This window comes from Accumulibacter sp., assembly GCF_029255125.1.
Taxonomy (GTDB): Bacteria; Pseudomonadota; Gammaproteobacteria; order Burkholderiales; family Rhodocyclaceae; genus Accumulibacter.
Map to the genome: position 1 here is coordinate 48360 of NZ_JAPUVR010000105.1, position 25825 is coordinate 74184.

The window sequence follows — 25825 nt, forward strand, 5'->3', positions numbered from 1 at the left end:
TCGGTATAATCGACCGTGGCGCGCTTGGCGCGACGAGCAACAAGTTAATCTCCGGGAGCAGTTGACATGGCCTTGTACGAGTCCGAACACACCAAGTTCATCCGCGAAATGATGCAGAAACACCCCGAATGGCAGGAAGACCAGCGACGCGGACGGGCCATCTGGTGGGACAGAAAGATTGCAGCACACGACGAGAAGACGCGCCGGGACGCGGTCGAGCCGCATCGACCGTATCCCTATGACGTGAATTTCGTGCCTAAGCCGTAGGCTTAGCGGCGCTAGTTGTTCAGCGGCTTGACGACCCGTTTGACCGCCGGGTCGTCAGGATGCGGGTGAATCGAGAAGCCGAGCTTGGTCATCAGGCTGAACATCTTGGTGTTCATCGAGAGAACATCGCCCACCACCGTACGGTAGCCTTTCTGGCGCGCGCAATCGATCAACGCGCTCATCAGCTTGCGGCCAACCCCGTGCTTCTGCCAATCGTCGGCCACCGCCAGCGCGAACTCAACCGATTCGCCGTCCGGGTTGGTGACGTAGCGTGAGACGCCAATCTGCACTTCCTTACCGTCGGCGTCGAGAATCGTCGCCACCAAGGCCATTTCGCGGTCGTAATCGATCTGCGTGAAGCGCACGAGCATCGCCTGCGTCAACTCGCGGATCGTATCCATGAAGCGATAGTACTTGCTCTCCTCGGACATACTGATGACGAACTGCTGTTCGCGCTCGGCATCCTCCGGGCGAATCGGGCGAATCGTCACCACCCGACCATCGGGCAGTTCCCAATCCTGAATCAGATGAATCGGATAGGGATGAATCGCCATATGCGAATAGCGATCGCCCGACGACGCCGCGTAATCGATGATGATCCGCGCATCGGCGGCGATCGCTCCGTTTTCATCGACGATCAGCGGATTCAAGTCGAGTTCCTGCAACCACGGAAGCTCGCAGATCATCTGCGAAACGTGCAGCAACACCTCGACCAGCGCATCGAGATTGACCGGCGGCATGTTGCGGAACTCGCCGAGCAGTTTGGAGGCACGCGTCGAAGCGATCAGGTCACGCGCCAGGAAGCGGTTGAGCGGCGGTAGCGCAACCGCGCGGTCGCTGAACACCTCGACTTCCGTTCCGCCGGCGCCAAAGGTGATGATCGGACCGAAGATAGGGTCGCGCGAAACGCCAATCATCAACTCGCGACCGTGCGAGCGAGCAAGATAAGGTTCGATCGACAGGCCATTGATGCGCGCCGTCGGATGCCGCTTCTTCACCGTCTCGATGATGTCGTGGTAGGCGTTGCGTACTGCCGGCGCATTCGGAATGTTCAGGCGAACGCCACCAACCTCGCTCTTATGCACGATGTCGGGCGAATCGATCTTCATCGCGATCGGAAAACCGATCTGCTCGGCGAGCAGCAGCGCCTCGGTCGGCGTATGCGCGACCATCGTCTGCGCAACCGGAATCCGGAAAGCACGCAGAATCGCCTTCGACTCCATCTCCGAGAGCAGCTTGCGGCGTTCGTGCAGCACCGCTTCGATCAGCATCTTGGCGCCTTCGGTCTCCGGGCGCGAATGTTTAGACGACGGCGACGGCGTCTGCAACAGCAGCTTCTGGTTCCAGTAATAGGTCGAGATGTGGTAGTACAGCTCGACTGCCGTCTCCGGCATGCGGAATGCGGGAATGCCGGCATCCTCGAGCATCGTACGCGCTTGATGGACCTGCTCCTCGCCCATCCAGCAGGTCAGGATGGGCTTCGCGGTCAACAGGTCGACGTCGATCACCGCCTTGGCGACTTCCACCGGCTCGGTCATCGCCTGTGGCGCCAGCATGACGAGAACGCCGTCGACCGCCGCATCCTCGGCAACCGCCAGGATCGCATCGTGGTAACGTTTTGGCGTCGCATCGCCTTCGATGTCGACCGGGTTGCGCTGTGACCAGGTCGCGGGCATCGCCGCGTTGAGCGCCTGAATCGTGCTCGCCGACAGTTCGGCGAGTGGAATGTCGAGGTCGCCCGCCCGGTCGGCCGCCATCGCCCCCGGCCCGCCGCCGTTGGTGACGATCGCCAGGCGCTTGCCCTGCGGCCGGAACTTGGACGCCAGCGCCTTGGCTGCGTAGAACAACTGGCCAATATTCTTCACCCGCACGACGCCGGCACGCCGCACGGCGGCCTCGAAGACCACGTCCGAACCGGCCGCCATCCCGGAGTGCGTCTCGACGGCGGCCAGGCCACCGGCGTGCCGACCAGCCTTGAGGAGAACGATCGGCTTGATCCGTGCCGCCGAGCGCAGCGCGCTCATGAAGCGGCGTGCATCGCGAATACCCTCGACGTAAAGCAGAATGTAGTGCGTCAGGTTGTCGTAGATCAGGTAATCGAGAATCTCGCCGAAGTCGACGTCGGCCGTACCGCCCAGCGAAATGACGCTGGAAAAGCCGACGCGGTTGCTGCTCGCCCAATCGAGGACGGCCGAGCAGATCGCACCCGACTGCGAGACCAGCGCCAGATTGCCGACGTTGGCGCGCACCCGGGCGAAGGTCGCGTTCAGCCCGAGATTGGGCCGGATGATGCCCAGACAGTTGGGCCCGAGCAGGCGAACGCCGTAACTACGCGCGATCTCCATCATCTTGCGTTCGAGCGCTGCGCCGGCATGGCCCGCCTCGGCAAAACCCGAGGTGATCACGATCACGTTCTTGACGCCGCTGCGCCCACATTGTTCGATGATCCGCGGCACCGTCTGCGGCCGAGTGACGACGATCGCCAGTTCGACGCGCGCGCTGATCTCCTCGATCGACCGATACGCCTGCGCATCGAGAATCTTCTCGTGCGCCGGGTTGATCGGGTACAGGCGCCCCTTGTAGCCCGATTCAAGGATGTTCTTGAAGAGGACATTGCCGACCGAGTTCTCTTGCTCGGAGGCGCCGATGACGGCGACCGATTTCGGTTCAAACAGGGTGGTAAGGTAATGACGTTCTAACATGATGATCTTCACCCCCGCTTCCGGAGGAAATGAGGTGATGGTTGTTGCACCGCACCAATCTAACACAGTTGCCCGAGCAAGTCTCTACGTGGAAACCCGGATTGCCGGCACAATGTGACATCAAGCACACGTGCAGCGTTTTAGCCAACGCTTGCCGGCACGTCCGGACGAACAAGACTTCCTTAGACGCACGGTCTTGCCGCGCGACAAGACAATGCCCATTATCATAATGTAAGAAACCACCGGCATGACAATTTCTCTTCGGCAAACTTTACCTTCAGCCTGGGTGCAACGCTTTGCCCGACTTATCCCCAGCGGTGAGGTACTCGACCTCGCCTGCGGGAGCGGCCGCCATGCACGCCTGTTGGCCGCTTACGGCCATCGCGTCGAGGCTGTGGACCGCGATCCGCAGGCGCTTGCCGAACTACGCCAGGTCCCCGGCGTCACGCTGCGCCAGAGCGACCTTGAAGGGCCCGTCTGGCCGTACACCGGTCGCCTCTTTTCAGGTATCGTGGTTACCAACTATCTTTTCCGACCACGCATCGATCAGCTCTTCGCGTGCCTGGCCGACCCCGGAGTGCTGATCTACGAAACCTTCATGCACGGCAACGAGCGCTACGGGCGACCATCGAATCCCGACTTCCTGCTCGCCTCGCAGGAACTGCTCGGCTGGGCACAGCGACGCGCCTGGCGCGTCGTGGCGTACGAAGAAGGCTACCGTGACGATCCGGCACCGGCCGTCGTGCAATCCCTGTGCGCCGCGCGTGGCGCCATCGACGCCTAAGCTCACCGTGCCCAGACGCAGAACCTTTCCTTCGTCAGCGGGCGTTTCGTTCGTATAATTCCAAGCATCTTCCCCCCCGTTCGCGTGCAGTCGCTTGACGGGTTCACCATAGCAGGAGTTGGCATGAAGGGGTTTCTGAATCTGCTGGCCAAAGCAAGACTGATCGAACTGTCGGATGAGGAGCGAGCCCTCGCCGAGGCCGGGTCGCCGGCGGCCACTGGCGGGACACCAACGCCAGCAACAGCGGGCAACGCATCCGACCTGCCGCCGCCTGCGGCCAGTCGCCCGGCCGACCCCGATGATCCGCTTGCGCTGCCACCGCTGGCACCGCCCCCGGTGGCGACGGCGGGCACCGGGCAGGCCACCGACGACTTCGAGGGGGTGGCTCTGACCGACATTTTTGCCGCCGCCGGCGTCGCCGACTCGCCCTACCCGGCGGAAAAGCTGCTCCGCCTGCTCGCCGGCCTGCGCGCCATGGATGCAGCAACCCGCAAGGCAGCGGTGCTCGCCATGGATGCCGCCGACGACAACTGGCAGATCGCCGACAGCGTCAGCGACGCCGAGCAAAAGATCGCTGCACTCGAAGCCTACAAACATCAATTGACCGCGCAGATCGACAATCGCGCGCTGCAGACGGGCGAACTGGTCAACCAGATCAAAACTGCCCTGGACCAATCGACGGCGGCAATTCGCAAGCAGATCAGCGAGCTGGAGCAACTGCTCGAGCGCGAAGTAACGCGTGCGGCGCAGGAAACGACGAGCGTCGAGGCGGGCTTGCGCCAGGCACGTGAGGCGGCCGCGCGCGAAACCCACCGCCTTGACGCCGAAATCGAGCGTCTGCGCGAAATCCCTGCCACGTTCAAGGCGGCCTGACCCCACCCGCTACGCAGCGCACTGCTATAAGGAGAAAGCAAATGGCTCAACTCACGCCGCTGGCCAAAGGGCTGATCTCGGTCATCGTCATTGGTGTCGCCGGTTCATTGGCCTGGAATTTCGGACTGAAAGAACGTGTCGGCACTGGCGCTGGCGGCAATCCCGGCACACCGCCGGCAGCCAGCGCGCCAGCGCCGGCCAAGCCGACCCCGGCCAAACCCGGGAGTAGCGCCGAGCCCGCCAAGGCAAGCGCGCGCGCCGACGACCGGAACGCACCGCTGGGTAGCCCGACGAATCCCTTGAAAGTCAGTCTGGTCAGTTTTCACGGCTATGCGCCAGCGCTGGTCGCCAACGGCAACGCGCTCGAAACGCAGGCCGGATCGTTGTACGCGAAGAAGGATCTGAACGTACGCTTCGTCATTCAGGATGATATCCCGACGCTCGCCACCGTCTTCGAATCGGGCGCGGCGCAGTGCGCTTGGCGCACCTCCGACTTCTGGGCGCAGGAGCAGCCGAATCTGCGCAACGCCGGCCTCGACGGACGCGCCGTGATGATCGTCGACAACACGCAAGGCGGTGACGCGGTCATCGCCAAGGATGCCGCGGTCAAATCGATCGAGGACCTGGCCGGACGCACGGTTGCCCTGCTCCAGTTCACCCCCTCGCACGGCATGCTGATCGACGCGCTCGACAACTCGTCGCTGACCGCACGCAAGAAGGACAGCGTGAAGACGGTGTTCATTAATGCCGAGGAAGGCACGGCCGGCGTGCGCGCCGCTTTCGAGGCCGGACACGTCGATGCCGCGGTGCTCTGGGATCCCGATCTGGCGCTCGCCTTGCGCAACGTCAAGGGAGCACACGTCGTCTATTCGACGAAGACGGCAACCAATCTGATCTTCGACGTCATGGTCTGCGACGCACGCTTGCTCGCCAAGCCCGACGGACAGGCGGTCGTCCAGAAGTTCGTCGAAGGCTGGATGGAGGGGGTCACCGCGGCACGCGCCAACCCGGACAACGCGGTCGAGGCGCTGGTCCGCACCGAGGAGTTCTTCCGCCTGCTCGCCGACAAGGAAGGCAAAGCCTTCGTCAAGAGCCTCTTCGCCAACGTCGTGTGGACCGGTGTCGAGGACAACGCCAGAATCCTCGGTCTGGTCGGCGGGACGAATCACTACGAGCGCGTCTACAAGCGTTTCGACGAAATCTACCGCAAGGCGGGCGCGCTGGCCAATCCCAAGTCGCCGGTCATCGCGCCGCAGGACAGCTTCGACTACCGCTACATCAAGGCGATGCTGGCGCGCGACCAGGCGGCAGCGACGGCGGCGGCGCAACCGCAGACGACCTTCAGCCAGTCGTCGCTGAAAGAAGCCACGCAGCAGCAAGCCATGGTCACCAAACCGGTCACGGTCGGTTTTGCCTCGGGTAGCGCCGAGTTGACCAAGCGCGCGCAGAAGACGGTCGATGGCGAGATGGTTCCGTTCATCGAGAACAACGGCAAGGCGTACTTCGAAGTCAGCGGCAACTCCGACTCGACCGGCACGCGCGAGTCCAACCTCCGGCTGTCGGCGGCACGCGCCAAGGCGGTAGTCGATTATCTCGTCACGCAATGGGAGTTCCCGCGCGAGCGCTTCAAGATCGTCGGCAACGGTCCCGACCGGCCACTGTGCAACGAAGCCAGCGCCGCCAGCGAAGGCCTCTCGCTGGAAGAGTGCCGGGCGCTCAACCGGACGACACGCGTTGCCGTCTTCGGCGGCCGCTGACGGAGCCAGCAAGGTGCCCAGGGACGAATTCTGGAACCCCTACGCGGCGCCTGAGGCACCGCGCCGGCGGCTGCTCGGGCTTGCCGCCGTGCTCGGCCTGCTCGTCTTGTGGAGTGCGGTCGCCGCTTCCGGTCTGGTCAGTCCGAGCAAGTTGCCCGCCCCCTGGGATGTCGTCGCCGCCTTCGGCTATCTGGCCTGGCACGACGGGCAGAGTATGCTCCTCACGGCAACGCTGTGGTCGGTCGGCCGACTGCTCGTCGCCGGCGTGCTGGTCATCATGATCGGCATCCCGATCGGCATCGTCATGGGAGCCGCGCCGCAGGTCAATGCCGCTCTGTCGCCGCTCGTCGACCCCTTCCGCTCGGCGCCGGTGGTCGCTCTGCTACCGATTCTGGTCATGTGGATGGGAATCGGCGAAGCGATGAAGATCGCCTTCCTGTTCATCGGCGCCGTCGTCTACCTGATCCCGATGGTGCGTGATGCGATTCAGGCGGTCCCGCAAAGCTACTGGATCGGTGCGCGCGACCTCGGGGCCACACCCTGGGAGTGCATTCAGCGCGCGGTCATCCCGCTCGCCATGCCACGCATCGCCGATGCGGTGATTGTCGCCTTCTCGGTCATGTGGACCTACATCACCGTCGCCGAGTACGTCAACGCACGCGAAGGGCTCGGCCAACTGATCCAGAACGCCCGCCGCTTCAGCGCCTGGGATCAGGTCTTCGCCGGCATCATCGTGATCATCGCGCTTGCCCTGGCGACCTACCAGTTCATGGTCTGGCTGAAGCGCCGCCTCTATCCGTGGGAAACGCAACAATGAACGCGCCAGCGCCGGCAAGCCCGGCAACGAACAGTGTCAGCGTCGTTCTGCAGGACATCGTGCAGGAGTATCCGGCGCCAGCCGGCGGCGTCACGCGCGTCATCGACCGCGTCAGCCTGAGCTTCGATCAGCCCGGCATCAACATGTTGCTCGGCCCATCCGGCTGCGGCAAGAGCACGCTGCTGCACATGCTCGGCGGCGTCCGACCAATGGGTAGCGCGACTCCGAGCAGCGGGCGCGTGCTGATCGACGGCGTCGAGTGCCATGGCGCGCACGATGACTCGGTGATGGTTTTCCAGCGTTACGCCAACCGCCCCGATCTGTCGGTCTTCGAGAACGTTGCCTTCCCCTTCCGCCTGCAACTCTGGCGCAAGCGCGTGCCGGAAGGCGAATGGCGCAAGCGCGTCGCCGACATGCTGGCAGCGGTAGGTCTATCCGACAAGGCGGCGCTGCGCCCGGCACAACTTTCCGGCGGGCAGAACCAGCGCGTGGCCCTCGCCCGGGCACTCGTTCTCCGCCCGCGAATTCTGCTCATGGACGAACCCTTCGGCGCCCTTGACGCGCAGACGCGCGAGGAAATGCAACTTCTCCTGATCGAGCTCTACCGCACCTGGCCTTGCCTGGTCGTCTTCGTCACGCACGACGTGACCGAAGCGCTGACCCTAGGCGACCGGGTGATCGTCCTGTCGACCCAACCGGCACGTGTCGCTGACGACTTCGCGATCAGTGAAGCGCGCCCACGTTCGGCCGCCTGGCAGCGCTCACCGCAGGCGCAGGCGTTTGCCGAACGCGTGCTCAGCCAGTTGCACCAGGCCAGCCCGGGTAAAGGGCAGGTCCGGGTGACCGTCTGAACGCTCGGCGACCAGCCCTGCCGACCCTTTGCCTGCACGCGCTCCCCAGATGGCCGACAGCAAACCGCCCTACGTCAAGGAGGTTCTCACCAGCCAGGCGAATCTCTACGCCTTCCTCGGCTCGCTGGCCGCCGGCGCGCTCCTGTCGATTCCCTTCGGTTTCGGTGTCGGCGCCATTCCGCTGATTGCCTTCGCCGCCGGCGAGGTTCTCGCCGCACTGCACATCCCGTCGCTGCCGTCTTTCCGCGAAAAGGTCGACCGCCGCTGGCGCGCCGAGACGCGACAAGCCTCGCGCGCCCAACTGATTGCCGAATTGCAGAAGCGCGCGGCCAAACGGGAAGGCTTCCAGGCGCGCTTGCGCACCTATCAACGCATGATGGAGCGCGTTACCTCGCTTTACCAACGTGCCGAAAGCGGCCACTCCCGCCTTGCCCCACGTGACGTGGAACAGCTTGACGACGTTACGATCGAGTATCTTTGCCTCTGGCTGGCCATTCTGGTCATCGACGACCGGATGGAAGCGATCAACCTGCGCGAAGTCGACGGCAAGCTGGCCGCCGTCAACAAGGAACTCGCGGCACCGCTGCCCGGAGCCGACCTGCGCCAGTTGCAGAAAGCGCGGGCTGACTACAACGCGCTGGTCGAACGTCACCACCGCATGCTCAGCCGGCGGCGGGCACTCGAAGCGGCGATGCTGACGATGCCCGACCAGATCGACGAAATCTACCAGACGATCATGACCCTGCCGGCCTCGGAGGAAGTTGGCGCACGCCTCGAAGAAGCGGTGAGCCGACTACGCGTGCAGGAGGACATCGAGACCGACCTGGCGGAAGCGTTGCCCGGCGTGACAATGCCCAGCTCGCTCACCAGCGGGCACGGCAAGCGCCTCGCGGCAGTCGCCGGAAGCCGGGGCTGAGATGACGCCATGCGCGGCAGTATTCGCAGAGGGCGATCGGCGCCTGAGCGATTAGACCACGCCAGGTCCACTGGACAAGTCACAACCGCCGGCAGACCGGCACAGGAAAGGAAGCAGGAGATGGCCGAAATCAATTTCATGGGGCGTCTGTCCAACCTCTGGGCAGGATTCGTCTCGTTGTGGATTACCGATGTCGAAAAGCGCCACCCGGAAATCGCCTACCAGAACGCGATCGACTCGATGATTGCCAAGTACGGCAAGCTGAAGAGCGCCACGGCGGCGATCATGCGCCGGCGCGAAGAGATCTCGGCCCGCCTGGACAGCGAACGCCGCGAGCTCGAGTCGGTCAACGCCGACCTCAATGCGGCGCTGGCGAGCGGCCAGGACGACCTGGGAATCGTCCTCATCCAGAAGAAGAACGCCCTCGAGGCCAGCGTCAAGACGCTCGACCAGGAAATGGAGCAGGCACGCGCCGACGCGCAGGAAGCCAAGGACTCGCTGATGCAGGTGAAAGGTGAGATCCAGAAACTCAAGGACGAAAAGGACCGCATGCTGGCGCAGATGCAGAGCGCGCAAGCGCGCCTCAAGATCCAGAACCAGCTCGACGGCCTGTCGGTCGACGCCGAAGTGCGCGCCCTCGACAACGTACGCGAGCATATCAGGAACACCGTCGCCGAAGCCAAGATGGGCTCCGAACTGCGCGACTCCGACCTCGATGTCAAACTCGCCCGTCTGCGCCAGAGCAGCGGCGCGATCACTGCGCGCCAGCAGCTCGAAGAAATGAAGCGCGCTCGTCTGGCGCAGAGCGAGAGCACCGGCAAGTCGATGTGAGGCGCCGAGGAAACCGATGACCAGCCCTGCCAAGCCCGACGGCGACGGCCCGCGACCGGTGCTGCCCAACTGGGCCGAAACGCTGCGCCAGAAGTACTTGGCTGGCGAGGCAGCGGTCTTTGTCCTCTACCGCAACGTCTTCGACCGCATCCCGTTCGCCGGACGCTACCGCACGCTGCAGCCCTTTCTCGCCGAAGCGCTGCTGAAAGACAACAAGAAACACATCTTCGAGCTGAGCATAGACCGTGGCGTCCGCCTGGTGCAGGGCGGCACGCTCGACGAAAAGGCCGATCTCTACCGCCATCTGGAAGGCAAGGGGCTGGCCGGCATCTTCGAGTCGCTCGAAAAACGGATGCGCGAACAAGGTTCGAGCGCGCTGCTGATTCCCTACGCGGCGACCATCTTCCCGGCCGCCGAGGCGCATTTCCTCTCGCTCGACGAACGCGGCGCCTGCACCGCGCTGCACCGCTGGTCGCTCGACGAAAGCTTCGCCGAACGCGACAACGTCGTCATTCTGGTCAGCGAGTCGCTGGCCGACATCAGCCCGGCGCTGCTCACCCACCCGCGCATCGTCGCGCTCGAATTGCCGATGCCCGACCGGACCGAGCGCCGCACGGCGATCGGGCACTACGCACCGCGCCTGCCGTCGGCCGAGGCCGACCTGCTGGCCGACCAGACGGCCGGCCTGCGCCTGATCCAGCTCGCCAGCATCGTCGCCAGCGAAGCGCCACAGGGCCTGAGCGAAACACAGCGGCGCAAACTGATTGCCGACCTGCTGGCGGGCAGCCCGAATGCCGCCGCGCGGGCCGAGAAGCTGGCGGCGATCACCGCCGGCATGACGCCGGACGAGATTCGGCAACTCGTCGACCCGACGCGTGCGCTGCCGGAAGCGGGCGACCCGGCAAGCGAAATGATGGCCATCGTGCGCCGCCGCAAGCGCGAGCTGATCGAGAAGGAATGCGCCGGCCTGATCGAGTTCATCGAACCCCGCCATGGCCTCAACGCCGTCGGTGGCAACGACAACATCAAGGGTGAACTGCTCGACATCGCGCGTCTGATCCGCAGCGGCGAGCGCGCCCGCGCCCCGATGGGGCTGCTCGCAGTTGGCCCGATGGGCGCCGGCAAAACCTTCGTCATCAAGGCTTTTCTCGCCGAGGCCGGCCTTTCCGGCGTCGCGCTGAAGAATTTCCGCTCGAAATGGGTGGGTTCGACCGAGGCCAACCTCGAACGCGTGCTGGCGACGGTGAAGGCGATGGGACCGATCGCGCTGGTCATCGACGAAGGTGACCGCAGCTTCGGCAACCAGGCTGGAGATGGCGACGGCGGCACCGGTTCACGCGTCATCGCACGCCTCAAGGAGTTCATGTCCGACCCGGAAAACCGCGGTCGGGTCGTCTTCATCCTGATGACCAACCGGCCCGACAAACTGGACAGCGACATCAAGCGGCCCGGCCGCCTCGACCGCAAGATTCCCTTCTTCTACGCCGAGACGGCCGCCGAAAGAGCAGCCGTCATCGCCGCCATCTTCCGGCGTTACGCCATCCCCTGTACGCTCAGCGCTGAAGCGATCGAGGAAGCCTGTGCGGCGCTCGAAGGCTACTCGAACGCCGACCTGGAAGCCGTCGCTCTGCTTGCCGCAGAATTCGCCGAGCGCGCCGGCGTGCCGCTCGACGCCGAGCGCCTCGGCCAGGCAATCGGCGATTTCATGCCACCTCAGGAAACGGCGATGCTGCGCTACATGGAAATGCTCGCCGTCTCCGAAACCTCGCGCCGCTCGCTCCTGCCCCAGCGCTTCCGCACACTCTCTGCGCAGGACGTGCAGACCCGACTCGCCGAATTCCGGCGCCAGATCAACTCCTGAAGGAACTGCCCATGTTGCCCCAATTCGTCGACACCCAACTCAACCCCGCGCAAACGATCTCTGCCACCCGCCTGCTGCTGCGCATTGCGCGCGTCGACGGCGCCCGCACCGCCGAGGAAATCGCCCTCATCCGGCAATTCTACGAAACCGGCCGCGAGGCGCACTGGCCAGACTTCGCCGCCTTACTCGACAACGACTCGAGCGGCGATCTGACAACCACGTTTACACAGATCGAGCAGCGCGAACTCGTCATCGCTACCTGCCTGATGGTGGCTTTTGCCGACGGCTGCCTGATCGCCGAAGAACTGGCGGCCGTGCACGCCGTCGCCGACGAAATCGGTCTGCCGGCAGAGCGCGTCGACGAACTGCTGGCCTTCGTCAAGGACTACATGTTGGCGCAGCTCGCACACTTGCCCGACGCGGCTTCGCTCGCTGTTGTCGCCGGCGAACTGGGGTAAGGACGCATCGCCGCGCACTGCGCATCGACTCCTGAGAGGTAAGCGCACGACGTCGGCCGTTTGGATCATTGTTTACAACTTGCAATGTAGAAAGTTCGTCCAGCACAAGGCTTGCTTGATGGCCACGTAGCGCGAGCGGTACTCCCGTGACGAAACCCAGCAGGACAGGGCGAAGGCACGGCGACGCGGACGGCCACCAGATCGTCGCTGATCACCCGTTGCGCCGCGGCTGGCCGAGCGATCCATGCTCAATCCTGGAGCGGCAGATCATTTCCGCTCGCACGGGACGGACGTGGGTGGACAGCCGGGCTGCTGATCGCCTTTCGTTTTGGGTGTGTTTCCCTTGCGTCGAGCGCTACAGGTGTGTAAAATCTCGCCCTTTCGACCCCGTCCACGCGTTTTTTAGGAACAAGAATTCATGGCCAATAGCGCACAAGCTCGCAAACGCGCCCGGCAAGCCGTCAAGCAACGCGCCCACAACGCCAGCCTGCGCTCTACCCTGCGCACGGCCGTAAAGCGCGTACAAAAAGCCATTGTGGCTGGTGACAAGGTGGCGGCGCAGGGCGTTTACCAGCAGTCGGTCGCCGTCATCGACCGCATTGCGGACAAGAAGATCATTCACAAGAACAAAGCGTCACGCCACAAGAGCCGCCTGTCGGCGCAGATCAAGGCGCTTGCGGCGTAGCCCGCAAATCGGCAACGAGCAGAGCGGCGCCCCGAAAGGCGCCGTTTTTGTTCGCCCGGACGACTGCGCGCGACGACCCGGGCGGCACTGCCCGACCCCCGACCGTATTGCCCGCCCGGCATCGAATCGCCAGCGGCCTGCGCGCGACCCCAGGCCGATCGAGCTATAATGTCCGGGCGGTACGAATATCGGGCGGTGCTGGCATTGAACTGCTGACGGGGAAGGTAATGACTACGGTAACGGTGGATATTGAGCGGGCGCGCTTCAACATGATCGAGCAACAGATCCGGCCTTGGGAGGTGCTGGATCCGGAAGTCCTTGCCGCGCTGTCGGTGGTCAAACGCGAGGATTTTGTTCTTCCGGCTCACAAGGCGCTCGCCTTTGCTGACCTGGAACTGCCGATCGGCCATGGGCAGACGATGCTTCATCCGAAAATGGAAGCACGCATCTTGCAAGAAGTCGGGGTCAGGAACACCGATGTCGTGCTCGAGGTGGGAGCCGGCAGCGGCTACATGGCAGCCCTCCTCGCTTCGCGCGGCGAGTTCGTGCATACGGTCGAAATCGATCCAGCCCTGGCTGAACTCGCACGGCGCAATCTGCGCCAGGCACGAATCGTCAACGTCACGGTCGACACCGGGGATGCGTCGGAAGGCTGGTCTTCCGCCTCGCCCTACGACGTCATTGTGCTTTCCGGGAGCCTCCCGCGTCTGCCGGAGACCTTCCTGCAACAGCTCCGCCTCGGCGGTCGGCTGCTCGCCTTCATTGGCGAAGCACCGGTGATGCGCGCGCAACTGATCACACGGACGGCCGACAAGGCGTTCACCACGATCAATCTGTTCGAAACCGTCGTCGCCCCACTGAAGAGAGCGAAGCCGCAAACGGGCTTTGTCTTCTAGCTCGCGACGACGCCACGAAGCACCGGACGAGGTCATGTCAAGCAAATCCAACCCTTTGCGCTTTGCTGTCGGCCTGGCTGCCCTGTGCGCGGCTAGCGGCGCGCTGGCCGCCGATCTGATGCAGGTCTACCGCGATGCCCTAAGCTACGACGCGCAGTACGCAGCCGCGCGCGCGACGGCAGCAGCCGGTCGCGAACGGCTGCCGCAAGCCCTGGCCGGCCTGTTGCCGTCAGTCAATGCAACTGGCAGCACCTCCTGGAACGGCAGCCATTACGACTACCGCCCGGGAGGCAGCAGCGCCACGCAGAGCTATCGCAATCGCTACAACACGAACAGCTATGGCGCAAGCCTGACGCAACCGCTGTTCCGCTGGCAAAACTGGGTCCAGTACGACCAAGCCAAACTCTTGGTGATGCAGGCCGAGGCGACTTTCGCGCAGGCCGGGCAGGAGCTGATCGTGCGCCTCGCGCAGGCCTACTTCGACGTCTTGTTCGCCAGCGAAAACCTGCGCGCAGTCCAGGCCGAAAAGACGGCCATCGGCCAACAGCTTGAACAGGCAAAGAAGAACTTCGAAGTGGGAACTGCGACGATCACTGACACTTATGAGTCGCAATCGCGCTTCGACCTCGCGCGTGCGAAGGAGATCGCTGCCGAAAGTGAACTCGAAGTCAAGCGCTATGCGCTGCGTGCGTTGATCGGCAAGGAGCCCGGTGAACTCAATCGGCTGAAGGACAAAGCGGTGGTTCAGCCACCGCAACCGGCCAGCATGGAACCGTGGGTCGAGGCAGCCGAGCGCGACAGCTTTCTTGTTCAGGCACAGCAGGCGGCGGCAGAGGCGGCCGGACGAGCGGTCGAAGTCAGCCGTGCTGGCCACTATCCTACCCTTGACGTGGTGGCCAACTATTCGGCCAACAACAGCCCGGGCCAGTTCGGCATTGGCGAGATCGACACGCGCACGCGGCAACTCGGTTTGCAGCTCAACATCCCGATTTTCCAGGGTGGCGCGGTCAACTCGCGAACGCGCGAAGCAGCCGCCAAGCGCGATGCCGAATTCTCGGCGCTCGACAATGCCCGCCGCAATTCGGCGCTCAACGCGCGCCAGGCGTACCTCGGGGTGGTCAGCGGCTTGGCGCAGGTGCGCGCACTGGAAGCCGCACTCGTTTCCAGCCTCAGCTCGCTGGAGTCGAATCGCCTCGGTTACGAGGTCGGCGTGCGGATCAACATCGACGTTCTCAACGCCGAAAACCAGGTCTATGTCACCCGGCGCGACCTGGCGAAAGCGCGCCTCGATACGCTGCTTGCGCAACTGAAGCTGAAGGCCGCGGTGGGCACGCTCGGCGAAGCCGACCTCGAACAGATCAACGCGCTGCTGGAGATTCAATAAGCGGGCGGATCAACGCCAGCGTGCGCGCGGTTGCGCCGCGGTGTGCCGCGCTGAAACGCATCGCGGCAGCGCGCATGGCGTCCAGCGACTGCCCGGCATCCCCTGGCTCACCAAACAACTGAGCGACGACGAGCGCCGCCTGTCGTGCGTCGGCCACCCGCCGAGCAGCGCCAGAGGCGACCGCATCCTGACTCGCCTGCGCGAAATTGAAGGTGTGTTCCCCGACCAGGACCGGGCATCCGCAAGCGGCCGCTTCGATCAGGTTCTGCCCGCCAAAAGGCAGCAGGCTGCCGCCGATCAGCGCGATGTCGGCAAGCGCGTAGTAGGCGGCCATCTCGCCCATGCTGTCGCCAAGCCAGACGCGCGTCGCCGGATCTGGCAGCACGCCCGAGCTGCGTCGTCGATAGCTCAGTCGGCGCTGCTCGAGCAGTCTGGCGACTTCGTCAAAGCGCTGTGGATGGCGCGGCACGACGACGACCAGCAGATCAGCCAGCGCGATTGCGCCGAGGGCATCGAGAATCAGCGCTTCCTCGCCTTCGCGCGTGCTGGCCACCAGCCAGATCCGACGAGGGCCAATCGCGCGCCGCCAGCGGGCGCCCAGTTCCAGCCCTTCCGCCGCCGGAGTAACGTCGAATTTGAGATTGCCGCAGACCGCAACCTCGCGCGCAGCAAGCTCGCGCAGCCGTTCGCCGTCGGCTTCCGTCTGCGCAGCAACGACGGCAAATGACGCGATCGCCGGCTTGATCAGCCCACGCACGCGTGCGTAGGCGCGCTGCGAGCGAAGCGAAAGACGTGCGTTGACCAAGGCGATCGGCACACCTCGCTGGCGCGCGGCCGCCATCAGGTTGGGCCAGATCTCGGTCTCCATGAGCAAGCCGACGCGCGGCTGAAACACGTCGAGGAAACGTCGGCAGGCATGTGGCAGGTCGTACGGCAAGTAGGCCTGGATGATCCGCCCGGGATGCTTCTTGAGCAGATCAAGGCCGGCTGCGCGCCCAGTCGGCGTCATGTGGGTGAGCAGCAGATCATGCTGTGCGTAGTCCCCGAGCAGCGCTTCGATCAAGGGTTCGGCGGCGCGTGTCTCGCCCACTGAAACAGCGTGCAACCAGATCAGCGGCCGCCCGGACGGCTGCCGATAGTGCCCGTGCCGTTCGCCGAAATGCTGCAGATATTCGGCTTGCCTGATGGCGCGCCAGAGGAGGCGCAGCCAGACGAGAGGCATCGCCAGATAAAACAACAGCGCATAGAGCAAGCGGCTCATCGCTGGCAGGCCGCGGCCAGCCGACGGGCCAGCCGTCCGAGTCGGCCGCCAACCCGACTCGAATGGAAGCCGCGACCAAGCAGTGGGGCAGACTCCTGACAGGCCCTTCGACTCGCCGCCCGTCTTGAGCACTGCATCATTGGCTCACGAGCAAGGCTTGATCAGCGTGCGCGAGGACTTCGGCCACCGCGGGGGGATGCCCCGGCCGGCCGAGGTTGCGGGCGAATCCGCGTCCATGCACGCCGGTCAGCGCAGGTTCACTGGCGACGTAGATCGCGATCACCGGAACGTTCATCGCGGCCGCCAGGTGGGCCAGCCCGGTATCGACGCCGATCGCCAGTCTGGCCCGGCCAAGCAGCCCAGCGATCTGGGGCAGCGTCAGCGGCGGCGGCACCAGCGCACCGGCAAGCGCCGCTGCAATACGCTCGGCCCGCCGCCGTTCGCTGGCACTACCTGCCGGCAGGACCGGCGTCAGGCCGCGCGCCACCATGCCCTGCCCGAGGGCACACCAGTTTTCCTCGTCCCACAGCTTGTCGTCGCGGCTCGTCGCGGTGAACAGAACGACCGGCCGTTCGCCGTGCAGCCAGGGCAGCTCGTCGGTCGGCGCGCAAATTCCGTAGTCGAGCGGCAGGTCGACCGGGTAGTCACAGGCAGCGGCGGCCAGCCAGCGGTTACGCAGAACAGCGTGCGCGTTGCGCGGGATGACGAAGGTGGCATCGTAAAAGCGTGCTGCGAGCGGTTCGCGCGCCGCTTCGGCGGCGTAACCGCAACGCTTTCCGCGCGCCTGACGGGCAATCAAAGCGCTCTTCAGCAAACCCTGCGTGTCGAGCACGATGTCGTACTCGACGGCGCCGATAGCCCGGCGAAAGTCGCCCATCTGACGCCAGGTGTCGAGTCGCCGCAAAGCCTTGCGCCAGCGCCGCCAAGCCACTGGAATGACCTGCGTCACCGCCGGGTGAAGGCGCGGAATGTCGGCAAAGCTCTCTTCGACACACCAGGCAATAGTGGCTGCCGGAAAGACGCGCTGCAGATCGCTGACCACCGGCAGGTTATGAATTACGTCACCGAGCGAGGAGGTTTTTACCAACAGAATGCGCATCGGTGTGCCGGTCGGCGACAGAGGAATCGTCTGACGAAAGAGCGCGATTATAGGAGATGATGACTGGCGACGGAAAAAGCGCTGCTCTGCCCGTCGAACGAGCCGCTATAATTTGCCTTTTTGGCGCAGCCACTGACGCTGCGACGGCTCTGCCCCGAAGGGAAATGCGCGCATGAACTCTCCGCTGATTCGTCCTGTACTTCTCTGCGGCGGGTCAGGAACCCGTCTTTGGCCGCTCTCGCGAACGCACTACCCAAAACAGTTCCTCCGCCTGGCCGACGAGTTTTCCTTACTGCAGAATACGCTGCGCCGACTTGACGGCGTGCCCGGAGTCGGGACAACGATCGCGGTGGCGAACGAGCACCACCGCTTCCTGGTCGCCGAGCAACTCCTCGAAATTGGCCTGAAGGCGGACATTCTGCTTGAACCGGCGGCGCGCAACACGGCACCTGCCGTCGCTGCCGCCGCGCTGCACGCGCTGCGTGAGGCACAGGGACTGAGCAACTGCCCGGTGCTCCTGGTGCTGCCCTCGGACCACGTGATCGCCGATGTCGACGCTTTCCGGGCGGCAGTTGCAGCGGCCTTGCCGTACGCCAGTCGCGGCGACCTGGTGACTTTCGGCGTTGTCCCCGATCGGGCGGAGACCGGCTACGGTTACATTCGCCGTGGCAAACCGGTGACCGGCGGCTACCTGCTCGACCGCTTTGTCGAAAAGCCCGACAAGGAGCGCGCCGAGTCCTATCTGCATTCGGGGGACTACTACTGGAACAGCGGCATGTTCCTCTTCCGCGCCGACAGCTTCCTCGAAGCGCTCGGCGTCTTTGCCCCCGAGATGCGCCAATGCGTAGACCGCGCAGTCGCCGCTGCCCAGCGTGATCTCGACTTTCTGCGCCTTGAGCCGACCGCTTTCAGCTCCAGCCCGGCGAATTCGATCGACTACGCGGTGATGGAAAAGACCGACCGCGGGGTGGTCATTCCGCTCGATGCCGGCTGGAACGACATCGGCGCCTGGGATGCGCTCGCCGCACTCGGCCAGAGCGACTGCCATGGCAACACGCTACGCGGCGACGTGCATAGCGTCGACACCGAGAACTGCGTGCTGCTCTCCGAAGGCCGCTTGCTCACCACGGTCGGCGTCCGGGATCTGGTCGTGATTGCGACGCCTGACGCGGTTCTCGTCGCCGACAAAGCCAAGGCTCAGGATGTCAAGACGCTGGTCGACGAATTGAAGCGCGGCGCGCGCGCCGAGACCGAATTCCGCCATATCGTGCACCGGCCCTGGGGAAGCTACGAGGGTATTGCCAACGGCCCGCGCTATCAGGTGAAGCGGATTCTGGTCAAACCGGGTGCCAGCCTCAGCCTGCAAAAACATCACCACCGCGCGGAACACTGGGTCGTCGTCCGGGGAACGGCGGCCATCGTGCGCGGTGACGAGTCGCTGCTGCTGGCGGAAAACCAATCGACCTACATCCCGCTCGGCGTCGTCCATCGGCTGGCAAACCCCGGAAAGATCGACCTGGAAATCGTCGAGGTGCAATCCGGCAGCTATCTCGGCGAGGACGATATCGTCCGTCTACAGGATAGCTACGGGCGATAGACCGGCGAGGCAGGCAGCGCCGCGCAAGTCGTACGCTTCCCGCTTGATCTTCCCTGCAAACCAGGCTTTGCGGCTAAGGATTTGGCATGATTCTGGTTACCGGCGGCGCCGGCTTCATCGGCGCAAACTTTGTTCTCGACTGGCTGGCCGACAACGACGAGCCACTGATCAATCTCGACAAGCTGACCTACGCTGGCAACCGATCCAACCTGGCCAGCGCGGACGGGAACGAGCGGCATCTCTTCGTGCACGGTGACATCGGCGACCCGCACCTGACCGCGAGCCTCCTGGCGCAATACCAACCCCGCGCGGTGATCAACTTCGCCGCCGAGTCGCACGTCGATCGTTCGATTCACGGGCCGGAAGACTTTATCCAGACCAACGTCGTCGGCACGTTTCACCTGCTCGAGACAACGCGTGCGTACTGGTCGGCGTTGCCGGCCGCTGCCCGGCAGGCCTTCCGTTTCCTGCACGTGTCCACCGACGAAGTCTACGGCTCGCTGACGGCCACTGCGCCCGCCTTCACCGAAGAGCATCGCTATCAACCGAACAGCCCGTATTCCGCCAGCAAAGCGGCGAGCGATCATCTCGTCCGGGCCTACCACCACACCTACGGTCTACCCGTTCTGACAACCAACTGCTCGAACAACTACGGACCCTTTCATTTCCCCGAAAAGCTGATTCCCTTGCTCATCGTCAACGCGCTCGCGGGCAAATCGCTGCCGGTGTACGGCGACGGTCGCCAGATCCGCGACTGGCTGTACGTCAAGGACCACTGCAGTGCGATCCGTCGCGTGCTCGCGGCCGGTCGCCCGGGCGAAACGTACAACGTCGGCGGCAATAACGAAAAACCCAACATCGAGATCGTGCATGCCGTCTGCTCCTTGCTCGACGAACTGCGCCCGCGCATCGACGGCAAACCGTATCGCGAGCAGATCACCTACGTTGCCGACCGGCCAGGGCACGACCGGCGTTACGCAATCGACGCGCGCAAGATCGAAGCCGAACTCGGCTGGCAGCCAGCACACAGCTTTGCGCGCGGCATCCGCCTCACCGTCGAATGGTACCTGGCCAATCAGCAATGGGTGAAGGATGTGCAATCCGGCGCCTACCGCGACTGGCTGGCGAAAAATTACAGCCAGCGACAAGCATGAGAATCCTGCTTTTCGGCAAGCGCGGGCAGGTCGGCTGGGAGCTGCAGCGCAGCCTGGCGCCGCTGGGGGAAATCGTCGCGCTCGATCATGAAGGCGATGGCGCGCTGTGCGGCGACTTCACCAATCCGGCCGGGCTCGCCGCCTGCGTGCGTCAGGTCGAACCCGATCTGATTGTCAATGCGGCTGCGTACACCGCCGTCGACCGCGCCGAAAGCGAACCGGAACTGGCCGCGGCGATCAATGCGCAGGCACCCGCCGTACTCGCCGAGGAAGCTGCACACCTGGGCGCCTGGCTGGTGCATTACTCGACCGACTACGTCTTTGACGGGAGCGGTGAGAGCGCCTGGCGCGAGACCGATCGACCGAACCCGCTGAGCGTCTATGGGCGTACCAAGCTGGCCGGCGAACACGCTGTCGCCACCTGGCGCAAACACCTGGTGCTGCGTACAAGCTGGGTTTATGCGGCGCGCGGCAGCAATTTCGCCCACACGATGCTCCGCCTGGCCGGCGAGCGCGAACGCCTGCAGATCGTTGCCGATCAGTTCGGAGCGCCAACCGGCGCCGAACTGTTGGCCGATGTCACGGCGCAACTCGTGCGCAGCCTGCGCGATCGCCCGGAACTGGCCGGCCTTTACCACCTGGCGGCGAGCGGCGAAACAAGCTGGCACGGTTACGCCCTACACATCATCGAGTACGCGCGCCAGGCTGGCCGGGAAATCCGCGTCGCGCCCGAAGCGATCGAAGCGGTCCCCACTTCGGCCTATCCGCTGCCCGCCATGCGGCCACACAACTCGCGGCTCGAGACCAGCAAGCTGCGGCAGAGCTTCGACCTCACGCTGCCCGCCTGGCAGATCGGCGTCGAGCGCATGCTCGACGAAGTCTTCGCCCGTTAGGTCGCCCGGCGCTTGCTTGCCCGGCGGCAAAGCGTGCGATCATGGTGCTTTTGCAGCGCACGCTGCGCGTCACGGGAGTTCGACTTGATCTGGTGGCTGGCCTACACGGCACTGGGTGTGTTCACCGGCTTTTTTGCCGGAATGCTGGGAATCGGCGGGGGGCTGGTCATGGTTCCGACCTTGACCCTGATGTTTGCCGCGCAAGCTGCGTTTCCGGCCACCGAGGTCCTGCATCTCGCGCTGGGCACGTCGATGGCGACCATCCTGTTCACTGCGCTGGCCAGCCTGCGTGCGCATCACCGCCACGGCGCCGTGTTGTGGCCCGTGGTGGCCCAGATCACGCCCGGAATTCTCCTCGGCACCCTGCTCGGCACCTTGTTCGCCGCCAGTGTGCCCGCCCGGCCGCTCGCTCTGTTCTTCACTGGTTTCGTCTGCCTGATTGCCCTGCAGATGATCCTTGATATCAAACCCAAGCCCTCGCGCGAGTTGCCGGGCACCGGCGGTGTCCTGGCTGTCGGCACCGGCATAGGCGCGATCTCGGCGCTGGTCGCGATCGGCGGCGGATCGCTCACCGTGCCCTTCCTGACCTGGTGCAATGTGCGCGTGCAGAATGCAATCGGCACCTCGGCAGCGGTCGGCTTTCCGATCGCGCTCGGCGGCTCGCTGGGCTACATCGTCAACGGCTGGGAGCAGCCCGGGCTGCCGGCCTGGAGCCTGGGCTACATCTACCTGCCGGCCTTCATCTGGCTCGTCCCGGCGAGCATGCTGAGCGCGCCGCTCGGCGCCAGTCTCGCACACCGCCTGCCGGTCAGGACGCTGAAACGGCTTTTTGCGGGAATTCTGATTCTGCTCGCGGCGAAGATGTCCTGGGGCATCTTCGCCTGAGCGGCGAGCGCGCGGCGCCGACTCAGCGTCCGCGAAACTCCGGCGTCCGTTTTTCGATGAACGCGTTCAGTCCTTCGCGATAATCTTCGGTGTACAGGAAGGCAAAGGACGCGCGCTGCTCGTCTTCGCTCAAAGGCAAGCCCTGCTGCAAGCGGCGAATCCACTGCTTGTGCCACCGCGCCACCAATGGTGCGCCAGCGCAGATACGCCGGGCGCAAGCGTAAGCCTCGCCAAGCACCTCGTCGTCGGCTACGACCCGCGTCACCAGACCTTTCGCCAAGGCCTCCGACGCGTCGAGAATCCGCCCCTCGAGCAGAAGTTCGCACATTGTTGCGCTGCCCAGCAGGCGCAGGAGACCTTCCATTTCGCCGGGGTACATCGAGAAACCCAGGCGGTTGATCGGCACCCCGAAGCGGGCCGAGACACCGCAAATGCGCAGATCGCACTGCGCGGCGATCTCCAGGCCACCGCCCATGCAGGCGCCCTCGATCAGCGCAATCGTCGGTTTTCCGAAGTCATGGAGCGCCGCCAGCGCAGCGCCGGCGGTGGCGTGATAAGACATCGCCCGGTCGACCGTGTCGCGCTGGACACGAAACTCCTCGATGTCGCCGCCCGCGGCAAAGGCTTCCCGACCCTCACCGCGCACCAACAGGCAACGCAGTTCATCATCGGCCGACAGCGCTTCTATCGCTTGGCGCAAGCTCCGCCACATCGCCAGATCGAGCGCATTGCGTTTGCCCGGATTCGACAGGGTGACCGTCGCCACGGCCCCTGCGCGCGCAGTGACGATCGTGCCGCTCACCGGTTCGCCTCGACTTCCACATGGCTTCTCGCCAAGGCATGACGAACTGAGAGAATATGATCGTGCATCAGGCTCTGGGCAAGCATGCCGTCGCCCGCCTTGATCGCCGCCAGGATCTGCTCGTGCTCGGCGAGCGATTGCTCCAGCCGCCCTTCGATACTCAACGAGAGCAGACGCGTCAGCTTCAGTACCTTGCGCAAATCGCGCACCGTCTGCCGCAACCAGCGGTTGCCGGCCATGTCCTGAATGCGCGCGTGAAACTCCTGGTTCCGTTCGAAGAAGCGCTCGATCTGGCGGGTCTCGGCGAAACCCTCAAGCTCTCGATGAATCTGCTCGAGGCTGGCGATTTCACGCGCTTGCGCCTTGGCCGTCGCTTCGAGCGCGCAACGGCCCTCGAGAATCGCCATCAGGGGAAAGATCTCATCGAGATCCTGCTCGGACAGTTCGGTCACGAAGCAGCCACGCCGCGGCTTCAAGGTGACCAGTCCTTCCGCAGCGAGCACCTTCAAGGCCTCGCGCAGCGGCGTTCGACTGATGCCATAGTCGATCGTCAGTGCCTGTTCGTCAATCCGCACGCCGGGCTGCAGTTCGTGCGCGAAAATCCGCTGCCGCAAGCGCTCGGCAACTTCCTGGTAGAGCGCCGTTTGCGCTATACGACTCGGACCCATGGCAATCCATCTACCAAATTGCTAAGCGTGAGCATTGGAACTTGCCTTCATAATTATGGATACAGTATTATTCGTCGGGCGGGGTGTCAAGCGCAAATCTCGCCGAATGCGAGCCGGCCCTGCCCTTCGGGCGGCGCGATTTCCCCCCCACAGTGAAGCGAGCAACGCCTCATTCCACAGATTTCGTGAAAGGTCCGTTATGTCCAACGCGAACAACGCTGCGCCACAAGATTTTGCCAACCTCGACGCCTGGAAGAAAGCTGCCGCCAAGTCGGCACCCGGCGGCAACGTCGAGGCACTCAACTGGGTCACCCCGGAAGGGATCGTCGTCAAGCCGCTGTACACCAGGAAGGATGTCGAAGGCCTGCCGTACAGCGATACGCTGCCCGGACTGGCGCCCTTTGTGCGCGGCCCACAAGCGACGATGTACGCCGTGCGGCCGTGGACGATCCGCCAGTACGCCGGATTCTCCACTGCCGAGGCGTCGAACGCCTTCTACCGCAAGGCGCTCGCAGCCGGCGGCCAGGGCATCTCGGTCGCCTTCGACCTGGCCACACACCGTGGCTATGACTCCGATCATCCGCGCGTCACCGGCGACGTCGGCAAAGCCGGCGTGGCGATCGACTCGGTCGAAGACATGAAGATCCTGTTCAACGGCATCCCGCTGGAAAAGATCTCGGTCTCGATGACGATGAACGGTGCCGTTCTGCCCATTCTCGCCGGCTACATCGTCGCCGCCGAAGAACAGGGCGTCGCTCAAGAGAAGCTGTCGGGCACGATCCAGAACGACATCCTCAAGGAGTTCATGGTCCGCAACACGTACATCTATCCGCCCAAGCCGTCGATGCGGATCATTTCCGACATCATCGGTTACACGGCACACCACATGCCGAAGTTCAACTCGATCTCGATCTCCGGCTATCACATGCAGGAAGCCGGCGCGACGCAAGCGCTCGAGCTCGCGTTTACGCTGGCCGACGGTCGCGAGTACGTCAAGACCGCACTGGCTTCCGGTCTCGATGTCGATGAATTCGCCGGGCGACTCTCCTTCTTCTTTGCCATCGGCATGAACTTCTACCTCGAAGTCGCCAAGCTGCGCGCGGCTCGCCTGCTCTGGTGGAAGATCATGCAGGAGTTCTCGCCGAAGAGCCCGAAGTCGATGATGCTGCGTACGCACTGCCAGACTTCCGGCTGGTCGCTGACCGAACAGGACCCGTACAACAATGTCGTACGGACGGCCATCGAGGCGATGGCGGCGGTTTTTGGCGGCACGCAATCGCTGCACACCAACGCCCTGGACGAGGCGATCGCGCTGCCAACCGAGTTCTCTGCCCGCATCGCGCGCAACACGCAGCTCATCATCCAGGAGGAGACGCACATCACGAATGTCATCGATCCATGGGCGGGCTCGTACATGATGGAAAGGCTGACGCAGGATCTGGTCGACGAAGCCTGGAAGATCATCGAAGAAGTCGAGGCGATGGGCGGCATGACGCACGCCGTTGAATCGGGCTGGGCGAAAATGAAGATCGAAGGTTGCGCGGCCGACAAACAGGCACGCATCGACTCAGGCAAGGACGTGATCGTCGGGGTCAACAAGTACAAGCTGGCCAAGGAGGCGGAGATCGACATTCTCGACATCGACAACAACGCCGTGCGCGAAGCGCAGGTCGCCCGTCTGGCGCAGGTACGCGCAGCGCGCGACAGCGCAGCGGTCGATGCGGCACTTGCCGACCTGACCCGCTGCGCCGAAACCGGAGAAGGCAACCTGCTCGAGTTCACGGTCAAGGCCATGCGTTTGCGGGCTACCGTCGGCGAGGTTTCGGATGCGCTGGAAAAGATCTTCGGGCGCTTCCGCGCGACACAGCAGACGGTCTCCGGAGTGTACGGTGCGGTCGTCGAAGGCATGTCGAGCTGGGAGAAGCTGAAAGCCGAAATCGCCAAGTTCAACGAAGACGAAGGCCGGCGGCCGCGCGTGATGATCGCCAAGCTCGGTCAGGATGGGCACGACCGCGGTGCCAAGGTGGTCGCCACCGCTTTTGCCGACCTCGGTTTCGATATCGATGTCGGGCCGCTCTTCCAGACTCCGGAAGAGGCTGCACGGCTGGCGATCGAAAACGACGTGCATGCGGTTGGCGTCTCCTCGTTGGCAGCCGGCCACAAGACCTTGCTGCCGGCCCTGGTCAAGGCGCTGAAGGCGCAGGGCGCGGACGACATCATCGTTTTTGCCGGTGGGGTCATTCCGGCACAAGACTATGACTTCCTCTTCCAGGCGGGGGCGAAAGCCATCTTTGGTCCGGGAACCCGCATCGAGGATTCGGCGATGACCGTACTCGAGGAGATCCGCAAGGCGCGCGCACAGGTTCCAGCCTAGCCGCACGGTC

General features: G+C 64.2%; 23 protein-coding genes. 18 read left to right on the forward strand and 5 right to left on the reverse strand.

The annotated features are described in order from the left end of the window. Nucleotides 1-66: 66 nt before the first annotated feature. Complete coding sequence (locus tag Q1L59_RS10740; protein ID WP_300332048.1) at nucleotides 67-267, forward strand: DUF3460 family protein; 201 nt, start codon at nucleotides 67-69, stop codon at nucleotides 265-267. 11 nt (nucleotides 268-278) lie between these two features. Here Q1L59_RS10740 and Q1L59_RS10745 read toward each other — a convergent pair whose 3' ends face one another. Continuing rightward, the gene (locus Q1L59_RS10745) at nucleotides 279-2969 is read right to left on the reverse strand and encodes a bifunctional acetate--CoA ligase family protein/GNAT family N-acetyltransferase (protein ID WP_300332050.1); all 2691 of its coding nucleotides are present in this window, start codon (nucleotides 2967-2969) and stop codon (nucleotides 279-281) included. A gap of 247 nt (nucleotides 2970-3216) precedes the next feature. Here Q1L59_RS10745 and Q1L59_RS10750 point away from each other — a divergent pair, with 247 nt between their 5' ends. The 12 genes from Q1L59_RS10750 (at nucleotide 3217) to Q1L59_RS10805 (ending at nucleotide 15082) form a co-directional block, all read left to right on the forward strand. Further along, nucleotides 3217-3753 (forward strand): class I SAM-dependent methyltransferase, encoded by a 537-nt coding sequence (locus Q1L59_RS10750; protein ID WP_300332052.1) that lies wholly within the window; start codon nucleotides 3217-3219, stop codon nucleotides 3751-3753. Between the two features lie 123 nt (nucleotides 3754-3876). After that, nucleotides 3877-4626, forward strand: coding sequence for a hypothetical protein (locus tag Q1L59_RS10755; protein WP_300332054.1), 750 nt, complete (start codon nucleotides 3877-3879; stop codon nucleotides 4624-4626). A 41-nt stretch (nucleotides 4627-4667) separates the two neighbouring features. After that, nucleotides 4668-6383, forward strand: coding sequence for a phosphate ABC transporter substrate-binding/OmpA family protein (locus Q1L59_RS10760; RefSeq protein WP_300332056.1), 1716 nt, complete (start codon nucleotides 4668-4670; stop codon nucleotides 6381-6383). A gap of 13 nt (nucleotides 6384-6396) precedes the next feature. Beyond that, nucleotides 6397-7200, forward strand: a complete 804-nt coding sequence (locus tag Q1L59_RS10765; protein WP_300332057.1) for an ABC transporter permease — start codon at nucleotides 6397-6399, stop codon at nucleotides 7198-7200. Further along, nucleotides 7197-8051, forward strand: a complete 855-nt coding sequence (locus Q1L59_RS10770) for an ATP-binding cassette domain-containing protein (RefSeq protein ID WP_300332059.1) — start codon at nucleotides 7197-7199, stop codon at nucleotides 8049-8051. The genes Q1L59_RS10765 and Q1L59_RS10770 overlap by 4 nt, the downstream gene beginning before the upstream one ends. A gap of 49 nt (nucleotides 8052-8100) precedes the next feature. Continuing rightward, on the forward strand, nucleotides 8101-8967 hold the full coding sequence (locus Q1L59_RS10775; RefSeq protein ID WP_300332061.1) for a hypothetical protein: 867 nt from the start codon (nucleotides 8101-8103) through the stop codon (nucleotides 8965-8967). Nucleotides 8968-9087: 120 nt separating this feature from the next. After that, complete coding sequence (locus Q1L59_RS10780) at nucleotides 9088-9798, forward strand: PspA/IM30 family protein (RefSeq protein WP_300332063.1); 711 nt, start codon at nucleotides 9088-9090, stop codon at nucleotides 9796-9798. A 16-nt stretch (nucleotides 9799-9814) separates the two neighbouring features. Then, nucleotides 9815-11659 (forward strand): ATP-binding protein, encoded by a 1845-nt coding sequence (locus Q1L59_RS10785; RefSeq protein ID WP_300332065.1) that lies wholly within the window; start codon nucleotides 9815-9817, stop codon nucleotides 11657-11659. An 11-nt stretch (nucleotides 11660-11670) separates the two neighbouring features. Then, entirely contained in the window at nucleotides 11671-12117 is a 447-nt protein-coding gene (locus Q1L59_RS10790; RefSeq protein WP_300332066.1) for a hypothetical protein, read from the forward strand. 418 nt (nucleotides 12118-12535) lie between these two features. Beyond that, complete coding sequence (gene rpsT / locus Q1L59_RS10795) at nucleotides 12536-12802, forward strand: 30S ribosomal protein S20 (RefSeq protein ID WP_300332068.1); 267 nt, start codon at nucleotides 12536-12538, stop codon at nucleotides 12800-12802. A gap of 242 nt (nucleotides 12803-13044) precedes the next feature. Continuing rightward, nucleotides 13045-13698: a protein-L-isoaspartate O-methyltransferase gene (locus Q1L59_RS10800; protein ID WP_300332096.1), complete on the forward strand. Its 654-nt coding sequence runs from the start codon at nucleotides 13045-13047 to the stop codon at nucleotides 13696-13698. Between the two features lie 34 nt (nucleotides 13699-13732). Continuing rightward, complete coding sequence (locus tag Q1L59_RS10805; protein ID WP_300332069.1) at nucleotides 13733-15082, forward strand: TolC family outer membrane protein; 1350 nt, start codon at nucleotides 13733-13735, stop codon at nucleotides 15080-15082. Here the strand turns inward: Q1L59_RS10805 and waaA are convergent. Both waaA and waaC read right to left on the reverse strand, forming a co-directional pair. Beyond that, nucleotides 15057-16343, reverse strand: coding sequence for a lipid IV(A) 3-deoxy-D-manno-octulosonic acid transferase (gene waaA / locus Q1L59_RS10810; RefSeq protein WP_300332071.1), 1287 nt, complete (start codon nucleotides 16341-16343; stop codon nucleotides 15057-15059). The genes Q1L59_RS10805 and waaA overlap by 26 nt on opposite strands. A gap of 136 nt (nucleotides 16344-16479) precedes the next feature. Then, on the reverse strand, nucleotides 16480-17442 hold the full coding sequence (gene waaC, locus Q1L59_RS10815; RefSeq protein ID WP_300332073.1) for a lipopolysaccharide heptosyltransferase I: 963 nt from the start codon (nucleotides 17440-17442) through the stop codon (nucleotides 16480-16482). 172 nt (nucleotides 17443-17614) lie between these two features. Between waaC and Q1L59_RS10820 the strand changes: the two genes are divergently transcribed. The 4 genes from Q1L59_RS10820 (at nucleotide 17615) to Q1L59_RS10835 (ending at nucleotide 21971) form a co-directional block, all read left to right on the forward strand. Next, nucleotides 17615-19039 carry a mannose-1-phosphate guanylyltransferase/mannose-6-phosphate isomerase gene (locus Q1L59_RS10820; RefSeq protein ID WP_300332075.1) on the forward strand — a complete coding sequence of 475 codons (1425 nt, stop codon included), beginning with the start codon at nucleotides 17615-17617 and terminating at the stop codon, nucleotides 19037-19039. Between the two features lie 86 nt (nucleotides 19040-19125). Next, nucleotides 19126-20193, forward strand: coding sequence for a dTDP-glucose 4,6-dehydratase (gene rfbB / locus Q1L59_RS10825; RefSeq protein WP_300332077.1), 1068 nt, complete (start codon nucleotides 19126-19128; stop codon nucleotides 20191-20193). Then, nucleotides 20190-21086 (forward strand): dTDP-4-dehydrorhamnose reductase, encoded by an 897-nt coding sequence (gene rfbD, locus Q1L59_RS10830; RefSeq protein ID WP_300332079.1) that lies wholly within the window; start codon nucleotides 20190-20192, stop codon nucleotides 21084-21086. Before rfbB ends, rfbD begins: the two co-directional genes overlap by 4 nt. An 84-nt stretch (nucleotides 21087-21170) precedes the next feature. Beyond that, a complete protein-coding gene (locus Q1L59_RS10835) occupies nucleotides 21171-21971 on the forward strand; it encodes a sulfite exporter TauE/SafE family protein (protein ID WP_300332081.1) in 801 nt (266 codons plus the stop codon). Between the two features lie 22 nt (nucleotides 21972-21993). On the opposite strand, the gene Q1L59_RS10840 is transcribed toward Q1L59_RS10835, so the two are convergent. Together Q1L59_RS10840 and Q1L59_RS10845 are read right to left on the reverse strand one after the other, a co-directional pair. Beyond that, on the reverse strand, nucleotides 21994-22773 hold the full coding sequence (locus Q1L59_RS10840) for an enoyl-CoA hydratase-related protein (RefSeq protein WP_300332083.1): 780 nt from the start codon (nucleotides 22771-22773) through the stop codon (nucleotides 21994-21996). Further along, nucleotides 22770-23441 carry a GntR family transcriptional regulator gene (locus Q1L59_RS10845; protein ID WP_300332085.1) on the reverse strand — a complete coding sequence of 224 codons (672 nt, stop codon included), beginning with the start codon at nucleotides 23439-23441 and terminating at the stop codon, nucleotides 22770-22772. Before Q1L59_RS10845 ends, Q1L59_RS10840 begins: the two co-directional genes overlap by 4 nt. A 199-nt stretch (nucleotides 23442-23640) precedes the next feature. Here Q1L59_RS10845 and scpA point away from each other — a divergent pair, with 199 nt between their 5' ends. After that, complete coding sequence (scpA, locus tag Q1L59_RS10850; RefSeq protein ID WP_300332087.1) at nucleotides 23641-25815, forward strand: methylmalonyl-CoA mutase; 2175 nt, start codon at nucleotides 23641-23643, stop codon at nucleotides 25813-25815. The last annotated feature ends 10 nt before the right edge of the window (nucleotides 25816-25825 follow it).

Bases quoted from the DNA above. Each gene is read 5' to 3' on its own strand.
- Q1L59_RS10740 (WP_300332048.1), top strand. From the start codon at position 67: ATGGCCTTGTACGAGTCCGAACACACCAAGTTCATCCGCGAAATGATG.
- Q1L59_RS10745 (WP_300332050.1), bottom strand. From the start codon at position 2,969: ATGTTAGAACGTCATTACCTTACCACCCTGTTTGAACCGAAATCGGTC.
- Q1L59_RS10750 (WP_300332052.1), top strand. From the start codon at position 3,217: ATGACAATTTCTCTTCGGCAAACTTTACCTTCAGCCTGGGTGCAACGC.
- Q1L59_RS10755 (WP_300332054.1), top strand. From the start codon at position 3,877: ATGAAGGGGTTTCTGAATCTGCTGGCCAAAGCAAGACTGATCGAACTG.
- Q1L59_RS10760 (WP_300332056.1), top strand. From the start codon at position 4,668: ATGGCTCAACTCACGCCGCTGGCCAAAGGGCTGATCTCGGTCATCGTC.
- Q1L59_RS10770 (WP_300332059.1), top strand. From the start codon at position 7,197: ATGAACGCGCCAGCGCCGGCAAGCCCGGCAACGAACAGTGTCAGCGTC.
- Q1L59_RS10775 (WP_300332061.1), top strand. From the start codon at position 8,101: ATGGCCGACAGCAAACCGCCCTACGTCAAGGAGGTTCTCACCAGCCAG.
- Q1L59_RS10780 (WP_300332063.1), top strand. From the start codon at position 9,088: ATGGCCGAAATCAATTTCATGGGGCGTCTGTCCAACCTCTGGGCAGGA.
- Q1L59_RS10785 (WP_300332065.1), top strand. From the start codon at position 9,815: ATGACCAGCCCTGCCAAGCCCGACGGCGACGGCCCGCGACCGGTGCTG.
- Q1L59_RS10790 (WP_300332066.1), top strand. From the start codon at position 11,671: ATGTTGCCCCAATTCGTCGACACCCAACTCAACCCCGCGCAAACGATC.
- rpsT (WP_300332068.1), top strand. From the start codon at position 12,536: ATGGCCAATAGCGCACAAGCTCGCAAACGCGCCCGGCAAGCCGTCAAG.
- Q1L59_RS10805 (WP_300332069.1), top strand. From the start codon at position 13,733: ATGTCAAGCAAATCCAACCCTTTGCGCTTTGCTGTCGGCCTGGCTGCC.
- waaA (WP_300332071.1), bottom strand. From the start codon at position 16,343: ATGAGCCGCTTGCTCTATGCGCTGTTGTTTTATCTGGCGATGCCTCTC.
- waaC (WP_300332073.1), bottom strand. From the start codon at position 17,442: ATGCGCATTCTGTTGGTAAAAACCTCCTCGCTCGGTGACGTAATTCAT.
- Q1L59_RS10820 (WP_300332075.1), top strand. From the start codon at position 17,615: ATGAACTCTCCGCTGATTCGTCCTGTACTTCTCTGCGGCGGGTCAGGA.
- rfbB (WP_300332077.1), top strand. From the start codon at position 19,126: ATGATTCTGGTTACCGGCGGCGCCGGCTTCATCGGCGCAAACTTTGTT.
- rfbD (WP_300332079.1), top strand. From the start codon at position 20,190: ATGAGAATCCTGCTTTTCGGCAAGCGCGGGCAGGTCGGCTGGGAGCTG.
- Q1L59_RS10845 (WP_300332085.1), bottom strand. From the start codon at position 23,441: ATGGGTCCGAGTCGTATAGCGCAAACGGCGCTCTACCAGGAAGTTGCC.
- scpA (WP_300332087.1), top strand. From the start codon at position 23,641: ATGTCCAACGCGAACAACGCTGCGCCACAAGATTTTGCCAACCTCGAC.